This window comes from Dehalococcoidia bacterium (genome assembly GCA_028711995.1).
Classification (GTDB): domain Bacteria; phylum Chloroflexota; class Dehalococcoidia; order SZUA-161; family SpSt-899; genus JAQTRE01.
On record JAQTRE010000007.1, the window covers coordinates 20,871 to 39,468 of the forward strand.

The 18,598-nt window shown below is 53.0% G+C and carries 21 protein-coding genes and 1 tRNA gene; 8 read left to right on the top strand and 14 right to left on the bottom strand.

Going from position 1 to position 18,598, the window contains the following annotated elements; genetic code table 11:
* Positions 1-54: 54 nt before the first annotated feature.
* The 7 genes from PHV74_02405 to PHV74_02435 form a co-directional block, all read right to left on the bottom strand.
* Complete coding sequence (locus PHV74_02405) at positions 55-582, bottom strand: hypothetical protein (GenBank protein ID MDD5093216.1); 528 nt, start codon at positions 580-582, stop codon at positions 55-57.
* A gap of 27 nt (positions 583-609) precedes the next feature.
* Positions 610-1,311, bottom strand: a complete 702-nt coding sequence (locus tag PHV74_02410; protein ID MDD5093217.1) for a tyrosine-type recombinase/integrase — start codon at positions 1,309-1,311, stop codon at positions 610-612.
* A gap of 363 nt (positions 1,312-1,674) precedes the next feature.
* Positions 1,675-3,066 carry a hypothetical protein gene (locus PHV74_02415; GenBank protein ID MDD5093218.1) on the bottom strand — a complete coding sequence of 464 codons (1,392 nt, stop codon included), beginning with the start codon at positions 3,064-3,066 and terminating at the stop codon, positions 1,675-1,677.
* A gap of 569 nt (positions 3,067-3,635) precedes the next feature.
* Positions 3,636-3,712, bottom strand: a tRNA-Asp gene (locus PHV74_02420).
* A complete protein-coding gene (locus PHV74_02425) occupies positions 3,698-6,187 on the bottom strand; it encodes a DNA internalization-related competence protein ComEC/Rec2 (protein ID MDD5093219.1) in 2,490 nt (829 codons plus the stop codon). The genes PHV74_02420 and PHV74_02425 overlap by 15 nt, the downstream gene beginning before the upstream one ends.
* Positions 6,187-6,702: a ComEA family DNA-binding protein gene (locus tag PHV74_02430; GenBank protein MDD5093220.1), complete on the bottom strand. Its 516-nt coding sequence runs from the start codon at positions 6,700-6,702 to the stop codon at positions 6,187-6,189. The genes PHV74_02425 and PHV74_02430 overlap by 1 nt, the downstream gene beginning before the upstream one ends.
* 333 nt (positions 6,703-7,035) lie before the next feature.
* Positions 7,036-7,635, bottom strand: coding sequence for a hypothetical protein (locus PHV74_02435; GenBank protein ID MDD5093221.1), 600 nt, complete (start codon positions 7,633-7,635; stop codon positions 7,036-7,038).
* Positions 7,636-8,081: 446 nt separating this feature from the next.
* Between PHV74_02435 and PHV74_02440 the strand changes: the two genes are divergently transcribed.
* Positions 8,082-8,312 (top strand): hypothetical protein, encoded by a 231-nt coding sequence (locus PHV74_02440; GenBank protein MDD5093222.1) that lies wholly within the window; start codon positions 8,082-8,084, stop codon positions 8,310-8,312.
* Between the two features lie 143 nt (positions 8,313-8,455).
* Here the strand turns inward: PHV74_02440 and ribE are convergent, their stop codons facing one another.
* From ribE to ribD, 4 genes are all read right to left on the bottom strand, one after another.
* Complete coding sequence (gene ribE / locus PHV74_02445; GenBank protein ID MDD5093223.1) at positions 8,456-8,920, bottom strand: 6,7-dimethyl-8-ribityllumazine synthase; 465 nt, start codon at positions 8,918-8,920, stop codon at positions 8,456-8,458.
* 72 nt (positions 8,921-8,992) lie between these two features.
* Positions 8,993-10,198: a bifunctional 3,4-dihydroxy-2-butanone-4-phosphate synthase/GTP cyclohydrolase II gene (locus PHV74_02450; protein ID MDD5093224.1), complete on the bottom strand. Its 1,206-nt coding sequence runs from the start codon at positions 10,196-10,198 to the stop codon at positions 8,993-8,995.
* 232 nt (positions 10,199-10,430) lie between these two features.
* Complete coding sequence (locus tag PHV74_02455; protein MDD5093225.1) at positions 10,431-11,054, bottom strand: riboflavin synthase; 624 nt, start codon at positions 11,052-11,054, stop codon at positions 10,431-10,433.
* A 4-nt stretch (positions 11,055-11,058) separates the two neighbouring features.
* A complete protein-coding gene (gene ribD, locus PHV74_02460; GenBank protein MDD5093226.1) occupies positions 11,059-12,141 on the bottom strand; it encodes a bifunctional diaminohydroxyphosphoribosylaminopyrimidine deaminase/5-amino-6-(5-phosphoribosylamino)uracil reductase RibD in 1,083 nt (360 codons plus the stop codon).
* Positions 12,142-12,305: 164 nt separating this feature from the next.
* On the opposite strand from ribD, the gene PHV74_02465 reads away from it, so the two are divergent.
* From PHV74_02465 to PHV74_02495, 7 genes are all read left to right on the top strand, one after another.
* Positions 12,306-13,169 (top strand): metal ABC transporter substrate-binding protein, encoded by an 864-nt coding sequence (locus PHV74_02465; GenBank protein MDD5093227.1) that lies wholly within the window; start codon positions 12,306-12,308, stop codon positions 13,167-13,169.
* 17 nt (positions 13,170-13,186) lie between these two features.
* Positions 13,187-13,975 (top strand): ABC transporter ATP-binding protein, encoded by a 789-nt coding sequence (locus PHV74_02470; protein ID MDD5093228.1) that lies wholly within the window; start codon positions 13,187-13,189, stop codon positions 13,973-13,975.
* A gap of 94 nt (positions 13,976-14,069) precedes the next feature.
* Positions 14,070-14,921, top strand: a complete 852-nt coding sequence (locus tag PHV74_02475) for a metal ABC transporter permease (protein MDD5093229.1) — start codon at positions 14,070-14,072, stop codon at positions 14,919-14,921.
* Positions 14,893-15,513 (top strand): methyltransferase domain-containing protein, encoded by a 621-nt coding sequence (locus PHV74_02480; protein ID MDD5093230.1) that lies wholly within the window; start codon positions 14,893-14,895, stop codon positions 15,511-15,513. Before PHV74_02475 ends, PHV74_02480 begins: the two co-directional genes overlap by 29 nt.
* A 105-nt stretch (positions 15,514-15,618) precedes the next feature.
* Positions 15,619-15,819 (top strand): hypothetical protein, encoded by a 201-nt coding sequence (locus PHV74_02485; GenBank protein MDD5093231.1) that lies wholly within the window; start codon positions 15,619-15,621, stop codon positions 15,817-15,819.
* A 14-nt stretch (positions 15,820-15,833) separates the two neighbouring features.
* A complete protein-coding gene (locus PHV74_02490) occupies positions 15,834-16,040 on the top strand; it encodes a CooT family nickel-binding protein (GenBank protein ID MDD5093232.1) in 207 nt (68 codons plus the stop codon).
* Positions 16,037-16,444 carry a Fur family transcriptional regulator gene (locus PHV74_02495; GenBank protein ID MDD5093233.1) on the top strand — a complete coding sequence of 136 codons (408 nt, stop codon included), beginning with the start codon at positions 16,037-16,039 and terminating at the stop codon, positions 16,442-16,444. The genes PHV74_02490 and PHV74_02495 overlap by 4 nt, the downstream gene beginning before the upstream one ends.
* Positions 16,445-16,477: 33 nt before the next feature.
* Here the strand turns inward: PHV74_02495 and PHV74_02500 are convergent, their stop codons facing one another.
* The 3 genes from PHV74_02500 to PHV74_02510 all read right to left on the bottom strand — a co-directional run bounded on the left by PHV74_02500 (position 16,478) and on the right by PHV74_02510 (position 18,572).
* Positions 16,478-16,777: a hypothetical protein gene (locus PHV74_02500; protein ID MDD5093234.1), complete on the bottom strand. Its 300-nt coding sequence runs from the start codon at positions 16,775-16,777 to the stop codon at positions 16,478-16,480.
* Positions 16,778-17,185 carry a hypothetical protein gene (locus tag PHV74_02505; protein MDD5093235.1) on the bottom strand — a complete coding sequence of 136 codons (408 nt, stop codon included), beginning with the start codon at positions 17,183-17,185 and terminating at the stop codon, positions 16,778-16,780. It abuts the gene before it with no gap.
* A 202-nt stretch (positions 17,186-17,387) separates the two neighbouring features.
* Positions 17,388-18,572, bottom strand: a complete 1,185-nt coding sequence (locus PHV74_02510) for a hypothetical protein (protein MDD5093236.1) — start codon at positions 18,570-18,572, stop codon at positions 17,388-17,390.
* Between the last annotated feature and the right edge of the window lie 26 nt (positions 18,573-18,598).

Sequence of the window (18,598 nt, forward strand, 5' to 3'; positions counted from 1 at the left end):
TGCGACGTGTTGCCAGCGCTGAATTACACGCTCAAAAAGATGAAGGCTTGAGATTCACTTCCTCAAGCTGTGGTTGTTCCCATAGAGGGTCAATTGGGGGTTTGCCCAGTCACGGTCTCCGGCTGTTTGCCCGGCGCTCGTCAGCCGGAAGTATCTCCGGGGAGGGCCCGGAGGATAGTTCTCTTGGAACACTGATGTTTCTTCTTCCCCTGTTGGTTTCACCCATCCCAATCTTTGGAGTGTTGAGAAGTAAACTATAAATGAATGAAAACGGCAGCCTTGGGCTTTATAAGGCATGCGCGCCAAATATCGCTCAGAGAGTGCTTCGATATGGTCGGGGTTGATAGGACGCTGCTCTTGCCGAGCCTTCTTCTCTTCAGTGCTGGTGGCTCTGTCGATAGCAGTCGCTTGGCGAAGGGCCATTTTGTAGTGGTAGAAGATATCGGCTTGAGGAGCGCCCACCTCCGGGTCTATCACCGGTGAGCCATTCGGGCCGCGACCGAGGAGGAACTCACGGATAAACCAGCCACAGCCGAAGGGACGGAGAAAACCTCCCCGGGTTGGTTTCAGTTGCTCGGCCATGAGGCTTTTCCTTGAAGCGAGATGAGGTCATTCATGACTATTCTTCTGCCACAGCGTGTCATACCAGTTACGATGCTCCCTGCCGGAAATCTTTCTGTACTTGGCCGTGGTGTTGAAGCTGGCATGGCCCAGATGTTCCTGCAAAAGTCGAAGCCCATCTCCGGAGTCATTTTGCTTCACTGCGTGAACAGCAAAGGCATCCCGCAGCCGGTGAGGGCTTACCCCGCGCAACCTTCCGGTCTCCGGATTGATCAGTTTCCCAAGACCAGCCTTCTCGGCGCACCCTGTGACTACTCTCCATCCCTGACCCCGGCCGATGCCGAAAACCAGTAGTCTACCATCCCGCAAAACGGGGCCCCCGCGTTGGATATACTCTTTGAGCATCTTGAGCGTGTCGGCATCGACGGGCAAGGTTCTCACCCGCCGATTTTCTTTTGCCTTGGTCAGCGCCTCTTCCACCTTAAACCCGCATCTTGGGCAGAAAATGTGGCTCTTTCCCAGCCCGGCATTGCAGCGGGGACAGGCGAGTTTCATCCTGGTTTTCAAGTGTTGGATGGTGATGGTACCCTGCTTCATGTCAACATCTTCCACCGTAATACCCAGAGCTTCCGATATGCGGCATCCAAGGTGGAAAAGCAGCCTGATCAACAGGCGGTCCCTGAGGTTGGTGGCCGCTTCTTCAAGACGCTGAAGTTCTTCGGTTTCTAAGTAAGTCCTATGATTCTGCATCGGGATAACCTCGTTGACTGCTACCGACCGGTGTATCTTTTGGAGGAGCCTGACGAGGCAGCTCCTGTTTTCTGACAGGCGATGCCATGTCGTCTGCAATCTCTCGGAGAATCAGAGAAAGGCGCCAAAGCATCCTGTCCTCAAAGCCGTTTCTGCCCAAGATTGGCTCCACGGCTTGCTTGGGCAAGTTCTTTCCAGCAGAAGGCTGCTTGTTGGATCGATAGGGGCATTTACCTATTCCATCCATGTTGACCTGTCCGTAACTCACACGAAATAAAAAACCCAGACCAAAGACGGTCTGGGTTTACTTTAGCAAATCTGCCGTTGTGAGCTTTCTGTTACATTTCTGTTACATCGTTTGTCCTACGCCAATTTGCTCCTATGTCGTCGGATTCGTTCTTTTCCTCGTGCCGGGTCACAATCCACACAGTACTCTCTTCTCCTGCCCTGTTTGCCTTCCGGAGAAAGAGCCATGACTTTGCCGCATCCCTTGCATAGCGGGGGTATAAGCCCCCCTGTGATGTCTTCCATCACTTCAGCCCACATATAGTCTAACCACGAATAAAAGCGGCGAACAGGAAGAAATTTGGGTTCTTGCTCCCCGGCCTTGCGGGCTCTCCGATACTCGGAGAGATAGTCAGCGTAATCAGGTGTCGAAAACAAAGCCTCCATAAAATCCTGCTCCACCAGTGCATCCTCGTGAGGTGGCGATCTGCGCTCTATATCCTCAGAGCGCAGATTCCTACCACGAGCCTCTACTAGAAGTTGCCTCATCTTCTGCTGCTCAGCCAGAAAATCCTTTTGGGGATCACCGGTGGAACTTATTCTGAAGTAAAGGGAAATATCATAAGTTGTCAGGAAATTGACTATCTCGTGCATTGAACCGCCAGTGTCCAGGAAGGCCGGATAGAGACGGGAGGGTAATAATGGCACATTGCGGGATCGAGGAATTCTCTCTCTTCTCGGAGCGACGTAAGTTGACTCAATCATCGTAGCAGGAACACCCTTAAGGGTCATTATCGGCACAAATATGGGGAAGGTAAAAAGCGACCTGGCAAACCGCTTCCGGGACTTGCTGCCGGTTGATGCTAAAGATTCACTCTTTCCCAGCGGATAGGGAAACTGGATTATCCTTTCGGTTTTTGGGGGGATTTCTTGCTCGATTTCCGAAAGCAGCTCCGGCTTTCTCGCGGAGTCTACCTTCCAGAGTTCTCTCAGTACCGTATCATCGGTTGTAAACTCTCTCTGACCCAGAGGCGTCATGAGCGGACCTATTTCCAGGTCACCCTGATCCTCGAATTCAACGAGCAAGAGATCTCCTTCCATTGCTTGAGCCCCACCATCAGGGATATCAACAGGCTTTCTTGAAAAAGGTGAGAAGTTTACAGCTACCTGCCCTGCCGAGGCAATAAGGTCTGTTTCCTTTAGCCCTCGAATGATTAACTGCTCTTCGATAAGACTGGACCCCACACAGCAAATCACCTGGCTGAAACTTCTTTGAGAAGCGCCTTTTGGTGATCCGGTCACAGGAACCTGGATCGGCTGTGCAAGTTGTGATCTGATCTGGCGCCTCAAGCAAGCCTCATTTCTGAGCAGGGCCAACACCGTATGAAAATCGGTCCGATAGTATTTCGGATGTTCGACAAAAAAACCGATTTTATGCCAGAGGTGCAGGTCTTCGATTGTTATGTGGCGCAACCCACTCTCAGGGGAGATGCTTCGGTTTACGTAATCTACAAACTCTTCCGGCTTCAAAGCTCGCCTCACCCTTAAAACACCACGTTACTGACCTTCCCGTCCCTATTATACTACCCGAATCAAGCGACGCTGAAGTTATTTGGGATTGTACTACAGCTAGGATGGATCACTTCATGCGAGACGCCATAATCGTCGGTAAGCTGGAGCAGGAGTTTTGTGATACGCCACTCAGAGCAAGCTCGCGCCAAAAGCATGTTGCGAGTCTGTGGCGTGAGTCAACCCGAGATGCCACGCAAACAAGATATAGACCGGAGAAGATATTTTCGGGAAGTGGGAGTCCCAATCCTCCCACACACCAGAACGCGATAAATGCTCACATGATTTCCTCGAACAGATATTGCATGCAAGGCCTAGACTATGCGGAAGAACGCTAAGTGGCTTTCCGTAACCTTCTCACTGCCTCCTGAGATGTGCCATATTTTTCTGCTGTAGCGTGGAGGCTCTCGGTCATAGCCTCAGTAGATAACATATCTCATACAGAGGAGGGCAACTTGCGATTAGGCCTTCGGGTGATTGTGAGATGGAGTGGTGCCTCCAAAGGGAAGATGTCAACAGAAAAGTACCACTGGCGACCCCGATGGGATTCGAACCCACGATCTCCAGCGTGACAGGCTGGCGTGTTAAACCGCTACACTACGGGGCCATTCAAGAACACAAGGAATTGTAACAGGCTTTTACTCATGCCGTCAAGCAGGATTTGTGCCTTTTTCGCATCACTTCCTATCCATAGCCTCTTTCCGTCGGTGACGAGTTCGATTGTACCATTCTTGGAAGTGAGGTGAAGTCGTTCCCCTCCCACCGACTCCTGCAGCATGGAGATGACCTCTTGAGTGGGATGCCCGAATTTGTTGTCCAATCCAACAGAGATGACTGCAACCATGGGGTTCACTTCGGCCAGGAACTCCGGAGTGGTGCTGGTATTGGAACCATGATGGCCCACTTTTAGAACCGTACTCTTGAGTTTGACGTTCTGACCGAGCAGGAATTCTTCCGCTTCTGCTTCGGTGTCTCCGGTCAGGAGCATGCTGAAGTTCTGGTCGTCAAGCCGCAACACCACCGAGTTATTCTGCCCGGTGATAATTCCCTCGGCCACACCGTGAGGGTTGAGCACTGCCAGATTGATGCCCTTCCCCATGGCAATCTGTTGACCGGCCTGCGCTACAAGGCACTCGATGTGCTTTTCCGCGATCAGCTTATCCCATTCTCTGCAGACATCCGAATTGCATTCTTGCCCGTTGACAAGAACCCTCTTCACTTCATAGCGTTGCAGGACTTCTATTAATCCGGTGATATGGTCGCCATCGGGATGCGTCAAAACCACTAGTTCGATTGTCCGATCCCAGAACGGCAGCTTTTTCCCCAGTTGATCGCAGAGTTTGGCGGAACTGGGTCCTCCGTCGATCAGAATCTGCTGGTGCCCCTTTTGAATCAGAATGGCGTCTCCTTGTCCGACATCGAGGATGAAGATGTGGAGTCGGTTATCCGGCGCCGTCAGAACTGCCACCCAAATGAGGACGGCTGTTCCCAGAAGGAGAAGGGATATCCATTTTGCAGGGATTTTGGAAACCAACGGTGGAAATCCTCGTAACCATTTTCTTGCTTTGCGAATCCCGATGCTCACCTGTCTTCTGTTTCCTGTCACCCCGAGGGTAATCCCCAGCACTCCGTAGTAACCCCAGACTGTTGCTGCGCTGATTCTGATCTCAGCAGCGGCAAAAGGAATTGCCGCGAATCCCTCTACCGCTTTGAGCATGTAGGTTACACAAAGCCATGCTGCCCAACCGATGATGCCTGCTATGGGAGGGGCGACCATTCCTATCAGTCCAACAAGTGCAGAAGTAATCATAATGCCAGGCATCGCGGGCAGTGCGAACATCGTAGCCGGTAAGCTCATCAGCGAGATCATGTGGAAATGGTAGGCGATGAGCGGCATTGTGGCCAGAACCGCTCCCAGCGTCATCGCTGAGCTTGTGATCAGAAAGTGCACGGGAGGGGATATCTCTTTCTCGGAGTTTCCCAGGACCTTCCGTTCCCGTTCTTGAAACCAGGGGGTCAGAAGAATAACCCCTCCCATGGCGGCAAAACTGAGCTGAAATCCTGCGTCTCCCAGGAGCCAGGGGTCTATTGCCAGCATTATCGCTGCTGAAAAGACCAGCGCCACGAAAGCGCCGTTGGGTCGTCCCAGCCAATCGGCCCAGAGCCAGAGGCTTCCCATGATCACCGCCCGAATAACCGGGGGGCTCATTCCGGTAAGGAGCGCATAAAACCAGATTACTGCCAGGGCCAGCAGGAAGTAGGTGGGGCGTCTCCGGCCGAATATCCAGATGCCTGCTGCCATGACCATCCCGGCGACGATGCTCACGTGAGCCCCGGAAATCGCCAGCAGATGAGTCGTTCCCGTTCGTGAGAAGTCATCTTTGACCTCTGCGGAAAGGGAACCGCGCTCTCCCAGCAAGATCGCCTTGACCAGTGAGCTCTGTGGTTCAGGCAGGGCTCTGTCCAGGGATTGCGACATCCTATTCCGCAGTCGATAGATTAGCTCCATTGGTTTAGGCTTCTCTCCGGCGTCGATGAGCGTAATTCCACTGGGGCGGGAAACGATGGAATAAACCCGCTGCCGGGCGAGATATTCCGGAAAATCGAATTCGCCGAGCATCTGTGGTGATTCCAGAAATCCTCTCATTTCCAGCAGGTCGCCATACCGGTAATAAGGGAAATCTCGCGCTGTCCCCAGATCTGGAAACTTGGGGGCGTTGACCAGCGCTGTCCCCGAAACGTCTTCCCACTTGTCATTTATCAAGATTGACTTGACTTCGATGCGCAGTGTGGTGGAGTAATCGCGCACGTCAGGGTCGATAGCAACAACTCCTCTCAGCTCAAAAAATCCCCGATATTGTTGAAGCTCGTCGCCATCGGGTACCGATTGAACGCGAAGGATGCCGCCGGCCAACAGAAGGAGGCAGATTCCGCCCCACATCAGGGGTTTGCGACGCCAGCAGAGGATAGCGAAGATACCCGAGCTGCCTAGAAGGATGAGGAAGATAGCGGAATGAGGGTCCGACTTCGAGCCGAGACATATCCCGAAAATCCAGGCTAAGCTCAGGAAAACCAATCGCATCAGTGCACCATGATCTTATCTTTGATCTTCCCGAACAGGGAGTCACCGATGCCCTTCACATTCTTCAATTCCTCAACATACTTGAAGGGGCCATTCTGAACTCGATACTCGATAATCCTTTGAGCTAACGTGGGCCCGATTCCATCGAGCGTATCGAGAATGGCGGCGTCAGCGGTGTTGATGTTGATAAGAGGGGGCCGTTCGCCGGTTCTGGGGACATAAACCTGAGCTCCATTGCGCAAGAGGCGGGCGAGGTCTATGGCTGATGGATCGGCATTTGGCGTAAAACCTCCCGCGGCTTCAACGGCATCTACGGCTTGTGATCCCTCATTCAGATCATATTCACCCGGATTTTGCACTTCGCCGCTGATGGATATCGTGATTCCCAGTGATGGTGTTGGAAGGGTGATTTCGATCGGATAGCTCGCGGTGTTCAGTTTGAAAATGAGAGCCACTCCGCCAATCATGATGATGATCAGTAAACCGAGGATGACTCCCGTTCGAATCTTATTCATCGTTTTGCATGGTATGCCTGGTTAGTGTCTCTGGCGCAGGGGAACTTAACCCTTGTATACCACAGCAGGTACTGTTTTGTCCTGAGTAAAAAGACCTAATGGACCTCTTCTTGAGAAGTGCGGGGGCCTGGGATCAGCAGTCAGGGGTCAGCGTTTGAAAGGGCTCGACATACCACGTTTTTTCAAAAAGCGCTCTCCAGTGGGGGTTGGGGAGGCCGTCTCAAGAGAGGTGAAGGATTCTTCCTTCCGGGGGTTTGGGGGTGTCCCCCAGATGCAAAAACTCCCCCAACGAGTGGGGGCTAGGGGGTTGAGTCAGACTTTTTCAGCACCCTGCTAGAGGTAAAACATGGCCCATATGAGGAATACCCCGGCTAGAAGATAGACTGTGAAAGCGGAGCATCTCATGGCCTGATAATAGAACACGGCGGCTGATTCCTTTTTCAGGTTGATCCAGTGGCTGGGGCGGAAAAAGCGATGCCATGGACCTTGCCAGTCGATCATTGGGGTTGGGTCTTTCTTGACCAAAGCCCCGCTGATTGTCCGGTGAAGAAGCATGCCGGATGTAATATCTAGCACAGCCGCCAGAAAGAGCAGTGCCATGCCGATGGCAAATCTTGAGACATCGACGGAAAAAACTTCGGAATCCGAGGCGCTGATGCTCCCGACGATGATGAGGGCAATGGCGGAGAAGCCGAGGGCTATGGAGGACAACATATTGCGGATGCGGATGCTCTCCAGGATTTCCGTTCCTTTGGTGACCGTTTGCAAATGGTCCAGCACCAAACCAAGGGCGGCCTCTACCCGTTCTAGCCGCTCCGGGACGTCATGCGGCCCAGAGACCGCGCTCTGCCCATCATCCGATTTAGTAGCAGACGGCTGGCTTTTGGCCGAGAGGGGATTGCCCTCCTTGTTTTGTACGGGATCGCTTGCCATTTGCGTGTATTATACCATACCCGTCAAGGGCGGGCTGTGCCCCTTGCCCCGTGGATTTTTCTGTTCCAGCGATGCTTCAAACCGTTGCTATCTTTCCTCCCTCTGAGTGAGGCTTCACGATTCAGAAGAATGTAGCCCCATAAGGCCTAATGGTCTATCATCAAAATGATGTGGGGGTAACCCTTCAGCAAAACGGAGGGTAGAACACACTCATAATGAGGGCGTACATACTGTTCCCATGCATCATGATGGATTAGTATTGTAGTGTGGGCAGAGAACAAACAGAGAAGACGTCATTTTTAGGTGGAGCCGATGGATCAAACCGGCTCATCGAGATAAAGTTGGAGCCAGAAAAGCCATAGCGCATGCTGTGTTTGATGATTGCTTTGATACGCCGTGAAACCGCCCTGCCTGATAGTTGTTGAGAACCGAATGGGAGAATGCTGATGCCAAGAATGAAGATATGGGGAATGCTCTCACCCGAAGACGAGAAGCCCGGATTTGATCTTGTTCTGGATGAGGACTGGTATGCGTTATTTCTCTACAAAGGACAGCTCGTCACTCGCTTCGATCCCAGGGATTATACGGCAGCCGAGTTGCAAGAAGAGATGGGGCACATTATGCAAACACTGCGTGAAGATCAGGGAAAGGAACAGCACATCAGGGTATTCAAGTAGTGTGACACAGTTCCCTACCCCCAGTCGTTGGGGGCATTTTATAAGGGCAGGATAAATCGAGCCTCACTGGACATCTCCCCAAAAGTGTTGGGCTTGATGACCGCTGCGGATTACGCAGGAAAAAGTCTTCCCTTAGTTTGATTTCAGATGGCCTTGAGCAGGTTTGCCATTTCGATAGCGTTCATACCGGCATTGAAGCCCGCATTTCCCATCTTGGTCCCGGCTCGCTCGATCGCTTGCTCAAGTGTATCGGCGGTGATGACGCCGAAAGTCAGCGGCACTCCAACGTCCAACCCCACGTTGGCTATTCCCTTGCTTACCTCGGCAGCGATATAGTCGAAGTGCGGCGTTCCGCCGCGGATCACAGCACCCAGGCATATAACGGCATTATACCTCCCCGACTGGGCCATTTTTTTGGCAACCAGGGGGATCTCGAAGGAACCCGGTGTCCAGGCAATTTCAATATCCGCTTCTTTGACGCCATGGCGGGAGAGGGCATCTCTGGCTCCCTCCAGGAGTTTGGCAGTGATGAATTCATTGAATCGGGAAATGACGAGCCCGAACTTCAGACCTTCTCCGAGCAGCGTGCCTTCGTATTTCTTTACCAATGCTTCCCTCCTAAAGGTTTGCTTTGCTGGTCGATTGATCAGCAGGTCGGCCGATAGCCGATGGAGACCTGCTTAGGTGATGTCAATCAGGTGCCCCAGCTTTTCCCGTTTTGTCTTCAGATAGCCGATGTTCTCAGGCGTGGCTGGCGCCAAAATCGGCAGAGTTTCCGTTACTCGCAATCCGTAACCTTCCAGGCCGATAACCTTTTTGGGATTATTGGTGAGGAGTTTCATGTTGCGGATCCCGAGGTCCACCAGAATCTGTGCTCCGATGCCGTAATCTCGAAGGTCTGGCGCAAAGCCCAGCTTTTCATTGGCTTCCACTGTGTCCAGCCCTGTGTCTTGCAGAGCATAAGCTTTGATCTTGTTATGTAACCCGATTCCGCGACCTTCCTGCCGCATGTAGAGGAAAACTCCCTTCCCTTCTTTCTCAATGGCTTCCATGGCCATGGGGACCTGAGCGCCACAGTCGCAACGGAGGCTACCAAACACATCTCCGGTAAGGCACTCGCTGTGTACCCTGACCAGTATCGGCTCATCACAGGTGATGATGTCACCTTTAACCAGAGCAACGTGCTCATCGGTATCGATAACGCTCTTGTAGGCAATGGCCATGAACTCGCCGTATTTCGTCGGTAAATGGGCCTCTGCTATCCGGCGGACCAGTTTATCGTGTCGCCGCCGATAAGCAATCAGCTGAGTGACGCTCACGATTTTGATGTGATGTTTGGCGGATAGTATTTCCAGGTCCGGCAAGCGGGCCATGGTTCCGTCGTCGTTCATCACTTCACAGATCACCGCCCCGGGATAGAGCCCTGCCAGCTTGGCCAGATCAATTGATGCCTCTGTATGTCCGGCGCGTACCAGCACGCCGCCGGCTCTGGCTCGCAGCGGGAACATATGCCCGGGGTATACGATATCCTCGGGCTTTGTAGACGGATCGATCAGCACTTGAACCGTAGTGGCCCGATCTGAAGCCGAGATACCCGTGGTCACCCGATGCCTTGATTCAACGGAAACCGTGAAAGGGCTATCGAAATGCGAGGTGTTGTGCCGAACCATCATCGGTATGTTGAGTTCGTCAAGGCGCTTTGCTGTTAGCGGCACGCAGATTAGCCCCCGAGCATGCTTGGCCATAAAGTTAATCGCTTCCGGGGAGATCTTTTCTGCGGCGATGACCAGGTCGCCCTCATTTTCCCGCCCTTCGTCATCGACGACGATGACGAATTTACCGTCTCTTATATCTTCAATTGCCTCTTGAATGGTAGCTAATGCCATAATGCGTGCGCCTCCTGACTCAGTTTAAAGTTTATTATGTGGCAGGAGATAAGTCAACGATAGGCAGTGGAACCTTCAATCCCAGATTGAGCGTTCATCAGCTTCCATTCCCCGGGTATCCAGCAGTCTGCTGAAAAAGTCTGACTCACCCCCCGATCTCGGTCGAGGGCAGGCCCCCCTAACCCCCAGACCCCCGGAAGGAGGAATCCGTCACCTCTTTTTCAGCGGCCTGCTAGGCAAAACCGTGCTGAGCCAAGAACTCCAAAGTCATCTCCGGCTTGTATTTGCCTGCCAGTTTTTCCACATACTTGGCAATGATGTCGATTTCTAGGTTAACTAGGCCGCCAGGCCGTTTATCGGCAAACGTGGTATTGTTTTGCGTATAGGTGACCAGTGAGACGCTTACCGAATGGGCATCGCACTCAACGATGGTGAGGCTGATGCCGTCGATAGCGACAAATCCCTTCTCCACGGCATAGCGAGTGATCTGGGGTGGTGCCGAGACTTTCATGATCACCGCATCCCCTTCCGGTACAAAGGAAACAATCTTGCCGGTTCCATCGATGTGTCCCTGGACGAAGTGGCCTCCGAAGCGATCTCCCAGAGCCAATGCTCTCTCCAGGTTGATCTTATCGCCGGGTTTTAATGTCCCCAGAGTGGTGCGGCGCAACGTCTCCGGCATGACATCGACCGAGAAATCGGCGTTTCCAATAGCCGTGACTGTGAGGCAGGGTCCGTTCACCGCAATGCTATCGCCCAGCCGGGTGCCTTCCAGCACCTTTCTGGCCGCGATGACCAGCTTTCCTGGCCCGGCAAACTTGAGTTGACCCACTTCTTCTACGATTCCGGTAAACATGCTGCTATCTCATGTATCCGCTTACCATTATATCATCCCCGAATCGCTCCACCCTAATTCGTTTCAATCGAAGAGCTTCAGCGACAGAGTTCACACCCTGGCCGGCAACCGGGGGTATGGCTTGGCTGCCTCCGATAATCATGGGGGAGATGAATGCCAGGACCTTGTCAACCCGTTCAAGATCGAAGAGCGAACCCATCAGCGTGCCTCCACCCTCGACCAGCACACTCGTGATTCCCTGTCGCCCCAGATGGCGGAGCAGACCATCGATATCCACCCGATCGTCTTTCGAAGGCAGCGTAAGTACACTCACTCCAAGATCAGAATATTGCTTTAATTGTTCCCGCTCTATCGCAGGCGTAGCCGCGATCAATACTTTATCTGGTGATTGAAGCACTTTGGCTGAGAGCGGAGTGCGGCCATGGCTATCGATGATCACCCGAAGAGGCTGACGGACTTTTCCTCCTATCCTGGCGGTAAGTTGAGGATCATCGCGGAGAACCGTATTGACGCCGACCATAATTGCATCCGTTTTCCAGCGAACCTGGTGAACGTATTCTCTCGACTGTTCATTGCTGATCCACCGGGAATCAAAGGTTCGGGTGGCGATTTTTCCATCGAGGCTCATAGCGAACTTGGCGGTGACAAAAGGCATTCCGGTGGTGATGTGCCTGGCATAGGCTTCGTTAATTTCTTTTGCTTCCTCTTCACGATCGCCGAGGTATGTCTTGATCCCGCTCCCCTCCAGTTGCGCCTTACCCTTGCCCGAAACCAGTGGGTTGGGGTCTAGCATGGCCATGTGGACTTCCCGGATGCCGCTGGCGACTATGGCCTCAGTGCAAGGTGGGGTGCGCCCGAAGTGGCAGCAGGGTTCGAGAGTGACGTACAGAGTGGCTCCTCGGGATGCCTCGCCAGCCTGGCTGAGCGCCATGATCTCGGCGTGGGCGGAGCCCGGAGGTTGAGTGTATCCTTCACCAACAACCTTGCCCTCTTTTACAATTACAGCCCCGACTGCCGGGTTGGGGCTGACGTTCCCCAGAGCCTTCTTGGCTTGCACAAGCGCAAGCTGCATGTGATCAGTCGTCATTGCTGCCAAATCAACCTCATCAGGAGTTTGCGACATGTGAGCGCATTCTATCACCCCCGGCAGCAGGGTGCAACTGACGGATAGTTGACAGCCCCCTTTCGAGTACCTATAATTGCAAGTGGTTGCAATAACATATGCTTGCAGTAGCTGGGGGAGCCGTTTAGATGAGAAGGATCGTTTCGTGGGTTAAGGTTGCTGTTGTCCCGTTGCTCCTGGTGGCGATGCTGGTTTCTCTGGGGTGTTCGGATGATTCCAGTGATGCGTCCCAATCGAACCTGAAGGTGGTCACATCAACCTCCCTGATTTCCGCTATCGTCGAAGCGGTAGGGGGAGATCATGTCGAAGTAGTCAATATCATTCCGCCCTCACAATGTCCGGGGCATTTCGATCTCAAACCGGGGGATGTTCGGAAGTTGGCCGATGCCGATCTCTTCCTCATGCACGGCTGGCAGGGAGAGAAGTTTTCGCAGTCGCTGATTGCGTCGGTTAATAACGGCGCGCTTATCGTGGAAAAGCTGAATATTCCCGGCAACTGGATGACCCCGCCGGTTCAACTCCAGGCCGTTGATCAGATCACCGCTTTACTGGTCAGAGAAGATGCAGAGAATACTGCGGATTATCAGAAAGCAGCAACAGATTGCAAAGAAGAGATCGCGGCAAAAGAGGCGGAGATCAAGGCGAAGCTGGCCCAAGCGAGTCTTGCCGGAATCGATGTGCTGTGCTCGGAGCAGCAGTCGCCTTTCCTCCAATGGACCGGTTTAAATGTTGTTGCTACCTATGGTGAACCGGATTCACTCACCCCGCAGGTGGTGAAGGATTTGATAGACAAAGGCAGAGAGGCAAAAGCGACACTTGTCATCGATAACCTGCAGAGTGGAGCAGATGCGGGGAAGGGGATCGCCGAGGAGCTTGGTGCCAGACGGATAACGCTTTCCAATTTCCCCGGTGGATTTGAGAATGCCGAAACATGGGCCAAGGCGATCGATAAGAATATCGATTTGCTCATCAAGGCATTGGCAGCCCATTGACCGGAACGGAGTACAGAATGAGACACGCGGCGGTTAACGAAAGTATCATCAGGATAGAGGGAGCCACCGTTTCCTATCGGGAGGATGTGGCGTTGCGAGAAGTCTCTCTGGAAATAGAAAGCGGCGAGTTCGTGGGCATCATCGGGCCGAACGGTTCCGGGAAAACGACTCTCCTTACGGTGGTTAACGGTTTGGGGAATCTATGCCAGGGAGAAGTTTGGGTTTTGGGTCAGCATCTCAATGGAAATGGCAACAGCCTCAGGAAGCGGATTGGGTATGTGCCCCAGCAGCAGAATATCGATCCGCGTATGCCGATTAATGTGCGTGAAGCGGTGATGATGGGACGCTATGGGAAAATGGGATTGTTGAATCGTCCGGGTGCTGCCGATTGGACCATCGTGGATGAGGCGATCAGAATGGTTGGTATGAAGCATCTGGCCAGGCGTCCCATAGGCCATCTCTCCGGAGGGGAACAGCAGCGAGTGGCCATCGCCAGAGCCCTGGCTCAGGAGCCGGAGATTCTTCTTCTGGACGAACCTACGGCCTCACTGGACTGGCGGGCGCAGCGGGAACTCCTGGAAATGGTCAGGAGAATCCACGATGCGCAAGGGCTGACCACGCTCTTTGTCACCCATGACCTCAATTCCTTGCCCCAGACTTGTGATCGGTTGGTCCTGATGAAACAAGGCCGAATCTGGCATCATGGCCATCCCCGGGATGTGCTCAACGGGAATACCCTGAGCCAGCTTTACGGCGCTCCTATTTTCATCACCGAGCCGGCAGGAATCCCGGCAGTCTTTTCATGAGCATCTTCAAATGGTCTATAGTAGGCCTTTGGCAGGAGGGATGCTGCGCCTCTTGATCAGGGTTTTCTAGCACCCGCTCTAAGGAAGCTGTGATATGGACCTCTCCATTCTGAGTTATCACTTCATGCAGAACGCCATCCTGGCGGCGTTGTTTGGCGGCGTGGCTTGTGCCACTGTGGGAGTCTTCGTAGTGATCATGCGTCTTTCCTTCATCGGGGTCTGCCTTTCCCATGCTGCCTTTGCCGGAGCCATGTTTGCCCTCTGGGCCGGCTTCGATCCGCTGATTGGGGCATTCATCTTCAGCCTGGCCAGCGCTGCCGTGATCGGACCCCTGGCGGATCGGGGGGAACTGAATGCGGATACCTCCATCGGCATTGTCTTTTCGCTGATGATCGGCCTTGCCTTTCTCTTCATGGGACTGATTAAAGGCCCTAAAACTGAGGCGCTCAATCTTCTATGGGGAAGCATTCTCATTGTCACCAATCAGGACTTGATACTCCTCGGGTCAGTGGCGCTGGTGGTGGTAATCCTGGTGACAGCCTTCTACAAAGAGATTCAGTCGGTCATTTTCAATCGCGAAATTGCGCTGGGTGTGGGGATTCCGGCCAGCCTCGTATTCTACGGGCTTTTGTTTATGACCGGCGCCACCATCACCGTCTCACTGCCGACGATCGGCGGGCTGCTTATATTCAGCCTGATCATCAATCCGGCTGCTGCTGCGTACCAGCTAACCTACAGTTTGAAGTGGCTGTTCTTTCTGGCCGCTGCCCTTGCCGTCCTTTCCGGATGGGTAGGGTTGTGGGCTTCTTATGTCTTCGACGTTCCCAGCGGAGCAACCATTATTGTAGTCTCCTCGGTTGTGTTTGCCATTGCTACCCTCTTCTCTCCCAAGCGGAAGATCAAACGGTTGAAGGAGGATGATGAACCAGCGCCAGTATTTCAATGAAATAGCGCCCCGGTGGGATTCTCTTGGCTCCGAGGAAGATCGCGTTCGGCTGGCCCGGATGATCAATGAGCTGAAAATCGCCCCCAAGGAGAGCATCCTCGATGTGGGCAGCGGCACCGGAGCTGTGATTCCATTGTTGAGGGAAACAGTTGGTAATGGGGGACGAATTGTCTCTCTGGATATATCAGAGAAGATGCTGCAGATTGCTCGAGGCAAAGGCTTTGAGGGGAATATCCATTTCCTTCAGGCTGATGCCGGTGCCGGTCCGCTGGTCGGGGAGGCTTTTGGGCTGGTGATGTGCCATTCCGTTTTCCCTCATTTTCAGGATAAGCCGGCAATTTTGATCGAACTAAAAAGGATGCTCCGTCCCGGCGGAAGGCTGGTGATCTGCCATACCAAGAGCCGCCCGCAGATCAATACGATCCATCGGAATATTGGTGGAGTGGTGGGGCATGATCTTCTTCCCGATGAGACGGAGATGCGCATTTTGCTGGCAGAAGCAGATTTTGAAAAGATCGAAGTCTATGATGAATCGGAGAGATATCTGGCAATTGCCCGGAAGAACTCTGGAACGGGCCTCTGCTGCCGATAGAATGGCGGAAAAGGCCATTGCCCTGCTCTGCATCTATGCTAAAATAGATGCAATATGTTTGTGCCGTTTGCCGACAAAACGGGGATGCGATTGGGGGGGAAGTAAATGGACGAAAAAGAGAAGCTCCGAATATTGCTGGGGCATTGGATGGAACACAACCATGAGCACTGCGAGGAGTTTCGCCAGTGGGCTGAAAAGGCAAAGGCTTTTGGCGAACATTCGGTCAGCGATAACATACTGGGAGCGGTCGCAAAGCTAGAAGAGGCAAACGGATTTCTGAAAAAGGCGCTTCAAAAGTCAGGGTGAGGAAGGAGGGCAAAATGTGTTTGGCTAAAGCGTATCTGATTGAAGGCAAGGAAAAACAGATGGTGCTGGAAGATGTGGCGCTTCTCACGGTTGAGGGAAGAAAGATACGATTGAAGACCCTTTTTGGCGATCAAAAGGAAATAGCCGCGAGCGTCAAGGCAATTGACTTTCAGAATGCCAGCATCATCCTCCAATCTGAGCCTGAAAGGATGGAGAAATGAGCTGCCAGCAGACATTAAAAGAAAAGGGATACCGGCTCACGCCGCAACGGGCGATGATCCTGGATGTGCTCCATCGTGCTGAGAAGCACATCTCGGCCGAAGATATATATCACCAGGTGTCTTCCAATTATCCGGAAGTGAATAAGTCCACCGTTTACCGGACCCTTGATTTGCTCAAAGGACTGGGCCTGGTGGATGAGGCTGATCTGGGAGGCGACAAGCTCTACTATCATCATGCGGAGAAAGGGCATCACCATCATCTGATCTGCACCCGATGTGGGCGGACATTTGAAGTCGATGAGGGTATCCTTGATCCGATCAAGGATACCCTCATTAAGACGCACAATTTTGTTCCGGAATTAAGGCACCTGCCCATCTCCGGACACTGTTTGACCTGCAAATAAACTTGCAGATTCCCTGGTAGTCTACAGTAGTCTTCATCTGTTCGAGACTCTTTTCCAAACTCCTCTGGGGTCACTGACCAGTAGTACAATTAACCACACAAGGAGGCCCATAAGGACGACACAGAAGCCGAGCGCCGTTGCATCTGCATCCGTTTCAAAGAAGTCTGCCTTCGTGTCCAGTGTGTATGCTTTCACGTGGTCAACGAGCCACATGAGCGTTGCTCCCCAGTATAGCAAACTCAATAAACCAAACTTATACTTGTCTTCTGGAGCATTCACATACCATAGGATGCTTGCGATTAGCGCAGCCAGCGCAGTCATCAGGAGCCACACTTATGCACCTCCCTCGATAGCGCGCGCTCTTTCTTCCGGCAAATTCTTGGCAGCCTTGTCTTTTAGTTCAACAAATGCAACCATTATTGCCCAGACGGCTGTTACAGTTATGGTCATAGGCACGCCAAAGGTGTATATCTCATGAATCATTGGGCCGAATTCGCCTGGTTTGTCCATTGCTGTCAAGAAAGGCGGCCAGGGTTGGACTTCCCCGTGCCATATATGCTCCAAGCACAACAGCATGACTCCACCCCATAGCATTTTATTCAGCCAACCCAATCTCTGGCTCCATTTCATCGCTGTGTTTCTAGCCCCTTCCCCACCAGCGCTTTCCCCTTTCTTCTCTGCAATCTTCTGCACCGCGGTTGTTACAACCGCCTCTGCCGCAGGTACAAGAAAACATGCCATATCCTTTTTTCCTCCTATTGCGACTATATGTTTTTGCAACTAGTCGCAATTATATCCCAAAAGAATAGTAACTTCAAGAGGGTACGGGTGGCTTTACCGCAGCTATCTGCTATAATTTCGTCGAGGAAGTTGTGCGCAGAGGCTCGAATAGCTGTCGCCCTTTAGTCGCCTGAATCACTGTTTGGGTGGATTCCTAACCCTGTCATTTCTGCAGGGCAGTTGGGGTATCGGCATGGGGCTGGGAAAGAAGAGGCTCAAAGGCAATATAGCCGGCGCAGGCGCTGTCATCGGCCTTATCGTAGATCATCCCGTTGATGACGTTTTTATCCTCTGTTCCCCAATAGTTCTCGGTGGCGATCATGGCGGCGCTATCCCCCAGAATCTTCAGCGCGATCCGATCGGCCGGCCGGAATGAGTTATACCTGACCACTGTTTGCGACTGGCCAAAACTGCCCCAGTTCTGAATCCAGAAGTCGGCATTGGCGGGGAGACCGGAGGACTTTCCTTTGAAGGTGTTGTATTGAATCATAACTTTCACCGTGCCGGTGTGCCCAATAGAGAACCCGGCAGTGTTCGTAAACGTGTTGTATTCGATGGTGATGTCTCCGGCTGGATAGGCGATGTAGGAGAGGCCCGAGATATCCGTAAGCCGCGAGTGTCTCAAGCTGAATATTCCCCTCTGCGGCTGATGGGAGTTCGGCCAGAAGCTGAGGCCATTTCGAATCTCGCACTGGTCCAGATCCAGAAGGGTATTTGCGTCCGAATTCCCGGCGTTGAAGAAGTCGGCAATGCCCCCGCCATCAAAGACGATGGGCTTTTCGGCGGTTCCGTGGGCGGTGAGGGTCCCCTTCAGGCTGAACATGGTGCCAACTTGCGATGCTGTAATGGTGACGCCCGGTTCGATGGTGAGCGTTATCCCGCTGGGAATACGGACGGTTTCCTGGACGCGATAAGGGCTAAACTCCGTTGTCCAGACGGTATCTTCAGCAATGACGCCGCCGACATCAGGGCTGGTGGCAGTAGGGACCGCAGGAGTCGGCGAGGGAGTTGGTGTGGGTGTGGATTCAGGTGTTGCCTTCGGTTCAGGTGTTGATGTTGGAGTGGGCGTTGTTGCTGTTGCTGGCGTAGCGGTTGCCTTGTTGGTTATCGCAGAGGATTGGCTCACCGGCTCTTCGGATTTGGCATCTGCCCCGCCGCTCTTCCCGAACGAGAGCATCAGAGGGATGGCAATCAATACCACTGCCAGACACCCAACCAATATGAGCAGGGTTCGTTTGGGTATCCTCCCGACGAATGGGAGTTTTCCAGCCACCGCTCCCAGAATCCCCAGTACTTTCGCGATGATGGATTTGGGCAGGGCCAGCAGTTTTTCAATGATCGCTTTCACGTGTTCTATATCCTCTACTGCTTGGA

Bases quoted from the DNA above. Each gene is read 5' to 3' on its own strand.
- PHV74_02405 (MDD5093216.1), bottom strand. From the start codon at position 582: ATGGCCGAGCAACTGAAACCAACCCGGGGAGGTTTTCTCCGTCCCTTC.
- PHV74_02410 (MDD5093217.1), bottom strand. From the start codon at position 1,311: ATGCAGAATCATAGGACTTACTTAGAAACCGAAGAACTTCAGCGTCTT.
- PHV74_02425 (MDD5093219.1), bottom strand. From the start codon at position 6,187: ATGCGATTGGTTTTCCTGAGCTTAGCCTGGATTTTCGGGATATGTCTC.
- PHV74_02430 (MDD5093220.1), bottom strand. From the start codon at position 6,702: ATGAATAAGATTCGAACGGGAGTCATCCTCGGTTTACTGATCATCATC.
- PHV74_02435 (MDD5093221.1), bottom strand. From the start codon at position 7,635: ATGGCAAGCGATCCCGTACAAAACAAGGAGGGCAATCCCCTCTCGGCC.
- PHV74_02440 (MDD5093222.1), top strand. From the start codon at position 8,082: ATGCCAAGAATGAAGATATGGGGAATGCTCTCACCCGAAGACGAGAAG.
- PHV74_02450 (MDD5093224.1), bottom strand. From the start codon at position 10,198: ATGGCATTAGCTACCATTCAAGAGGCAATTGAAGATATAAGAGACGGT.
- PHV74_02455 (MDD5093225.1), bottom strand. From the start codon at position 11,054: ATGTTTACCGGAATCGTAGAAGAAGTGGGTCAACTCAAGTTTGCCGGG.
- ribD (MDD5093226.1), bottom strand. From the start codon at position 12,141: ATGACGACTGATCACATGCAGCTTGCGCTTGTGCAAGCCAAGAAGGCT.
- PHV74_02465 (MDD5093227.1), top strand. From the start codon at position 12,306: ATGAGAAGGATCGTTTCGTGGGTTAAGGTTGCTGTTGTCCCGTTGCTC.
- PHV74_02470 (MDD5093228.1), top strand. From the start codon at position 13,187: ATGAGACACGCGGCGGTTAACGAAAGTATCATCAGGATAGAGGGAGCC.
- PHV74_02475 (MDD5093229.1), top strand. From the start codon at position 14,070: ATGGACCTCTCCATTCTGAGTTATCACTTCATGCAGAACGCCATCCTG.
- PHV74_02480 (MDD5093230.1), top strand. From the start codon at position 14,893: ATGATGAACCAGCGCCAGTATTTCAATGAAATAGCGCCCCGGTGGGAT.
- PHV74_02485 (MDD5093231.1), top strand. From the start codon at position 15,619: ATGGACGAAAAAGAGAAGCTCCGAATATTGCTGGGGCATTGGATGGAA.
- PHV74_02490 (MDD5093232.1), top strand. From the start codon at position 15,834: ATGTGTTTGGCTAAAGCGTATCTGATTGAAGGCAAGGAAAAACAGATG.
- PHV74_02495 (MDD5093233.1), top strand. From the start codon at position 16,037: ATGAGCTGCCAGCAGACATTAAAAGAAAAGGGATACCGGCTCACGCCG.
- PHV74_02505 (MDD5093235.1), bottom strand. From the start codon at position 17,185: ATGGCATGTTTTCTTGTACCTGCGGCAGAGGCGGTTGTAACAACCGCG.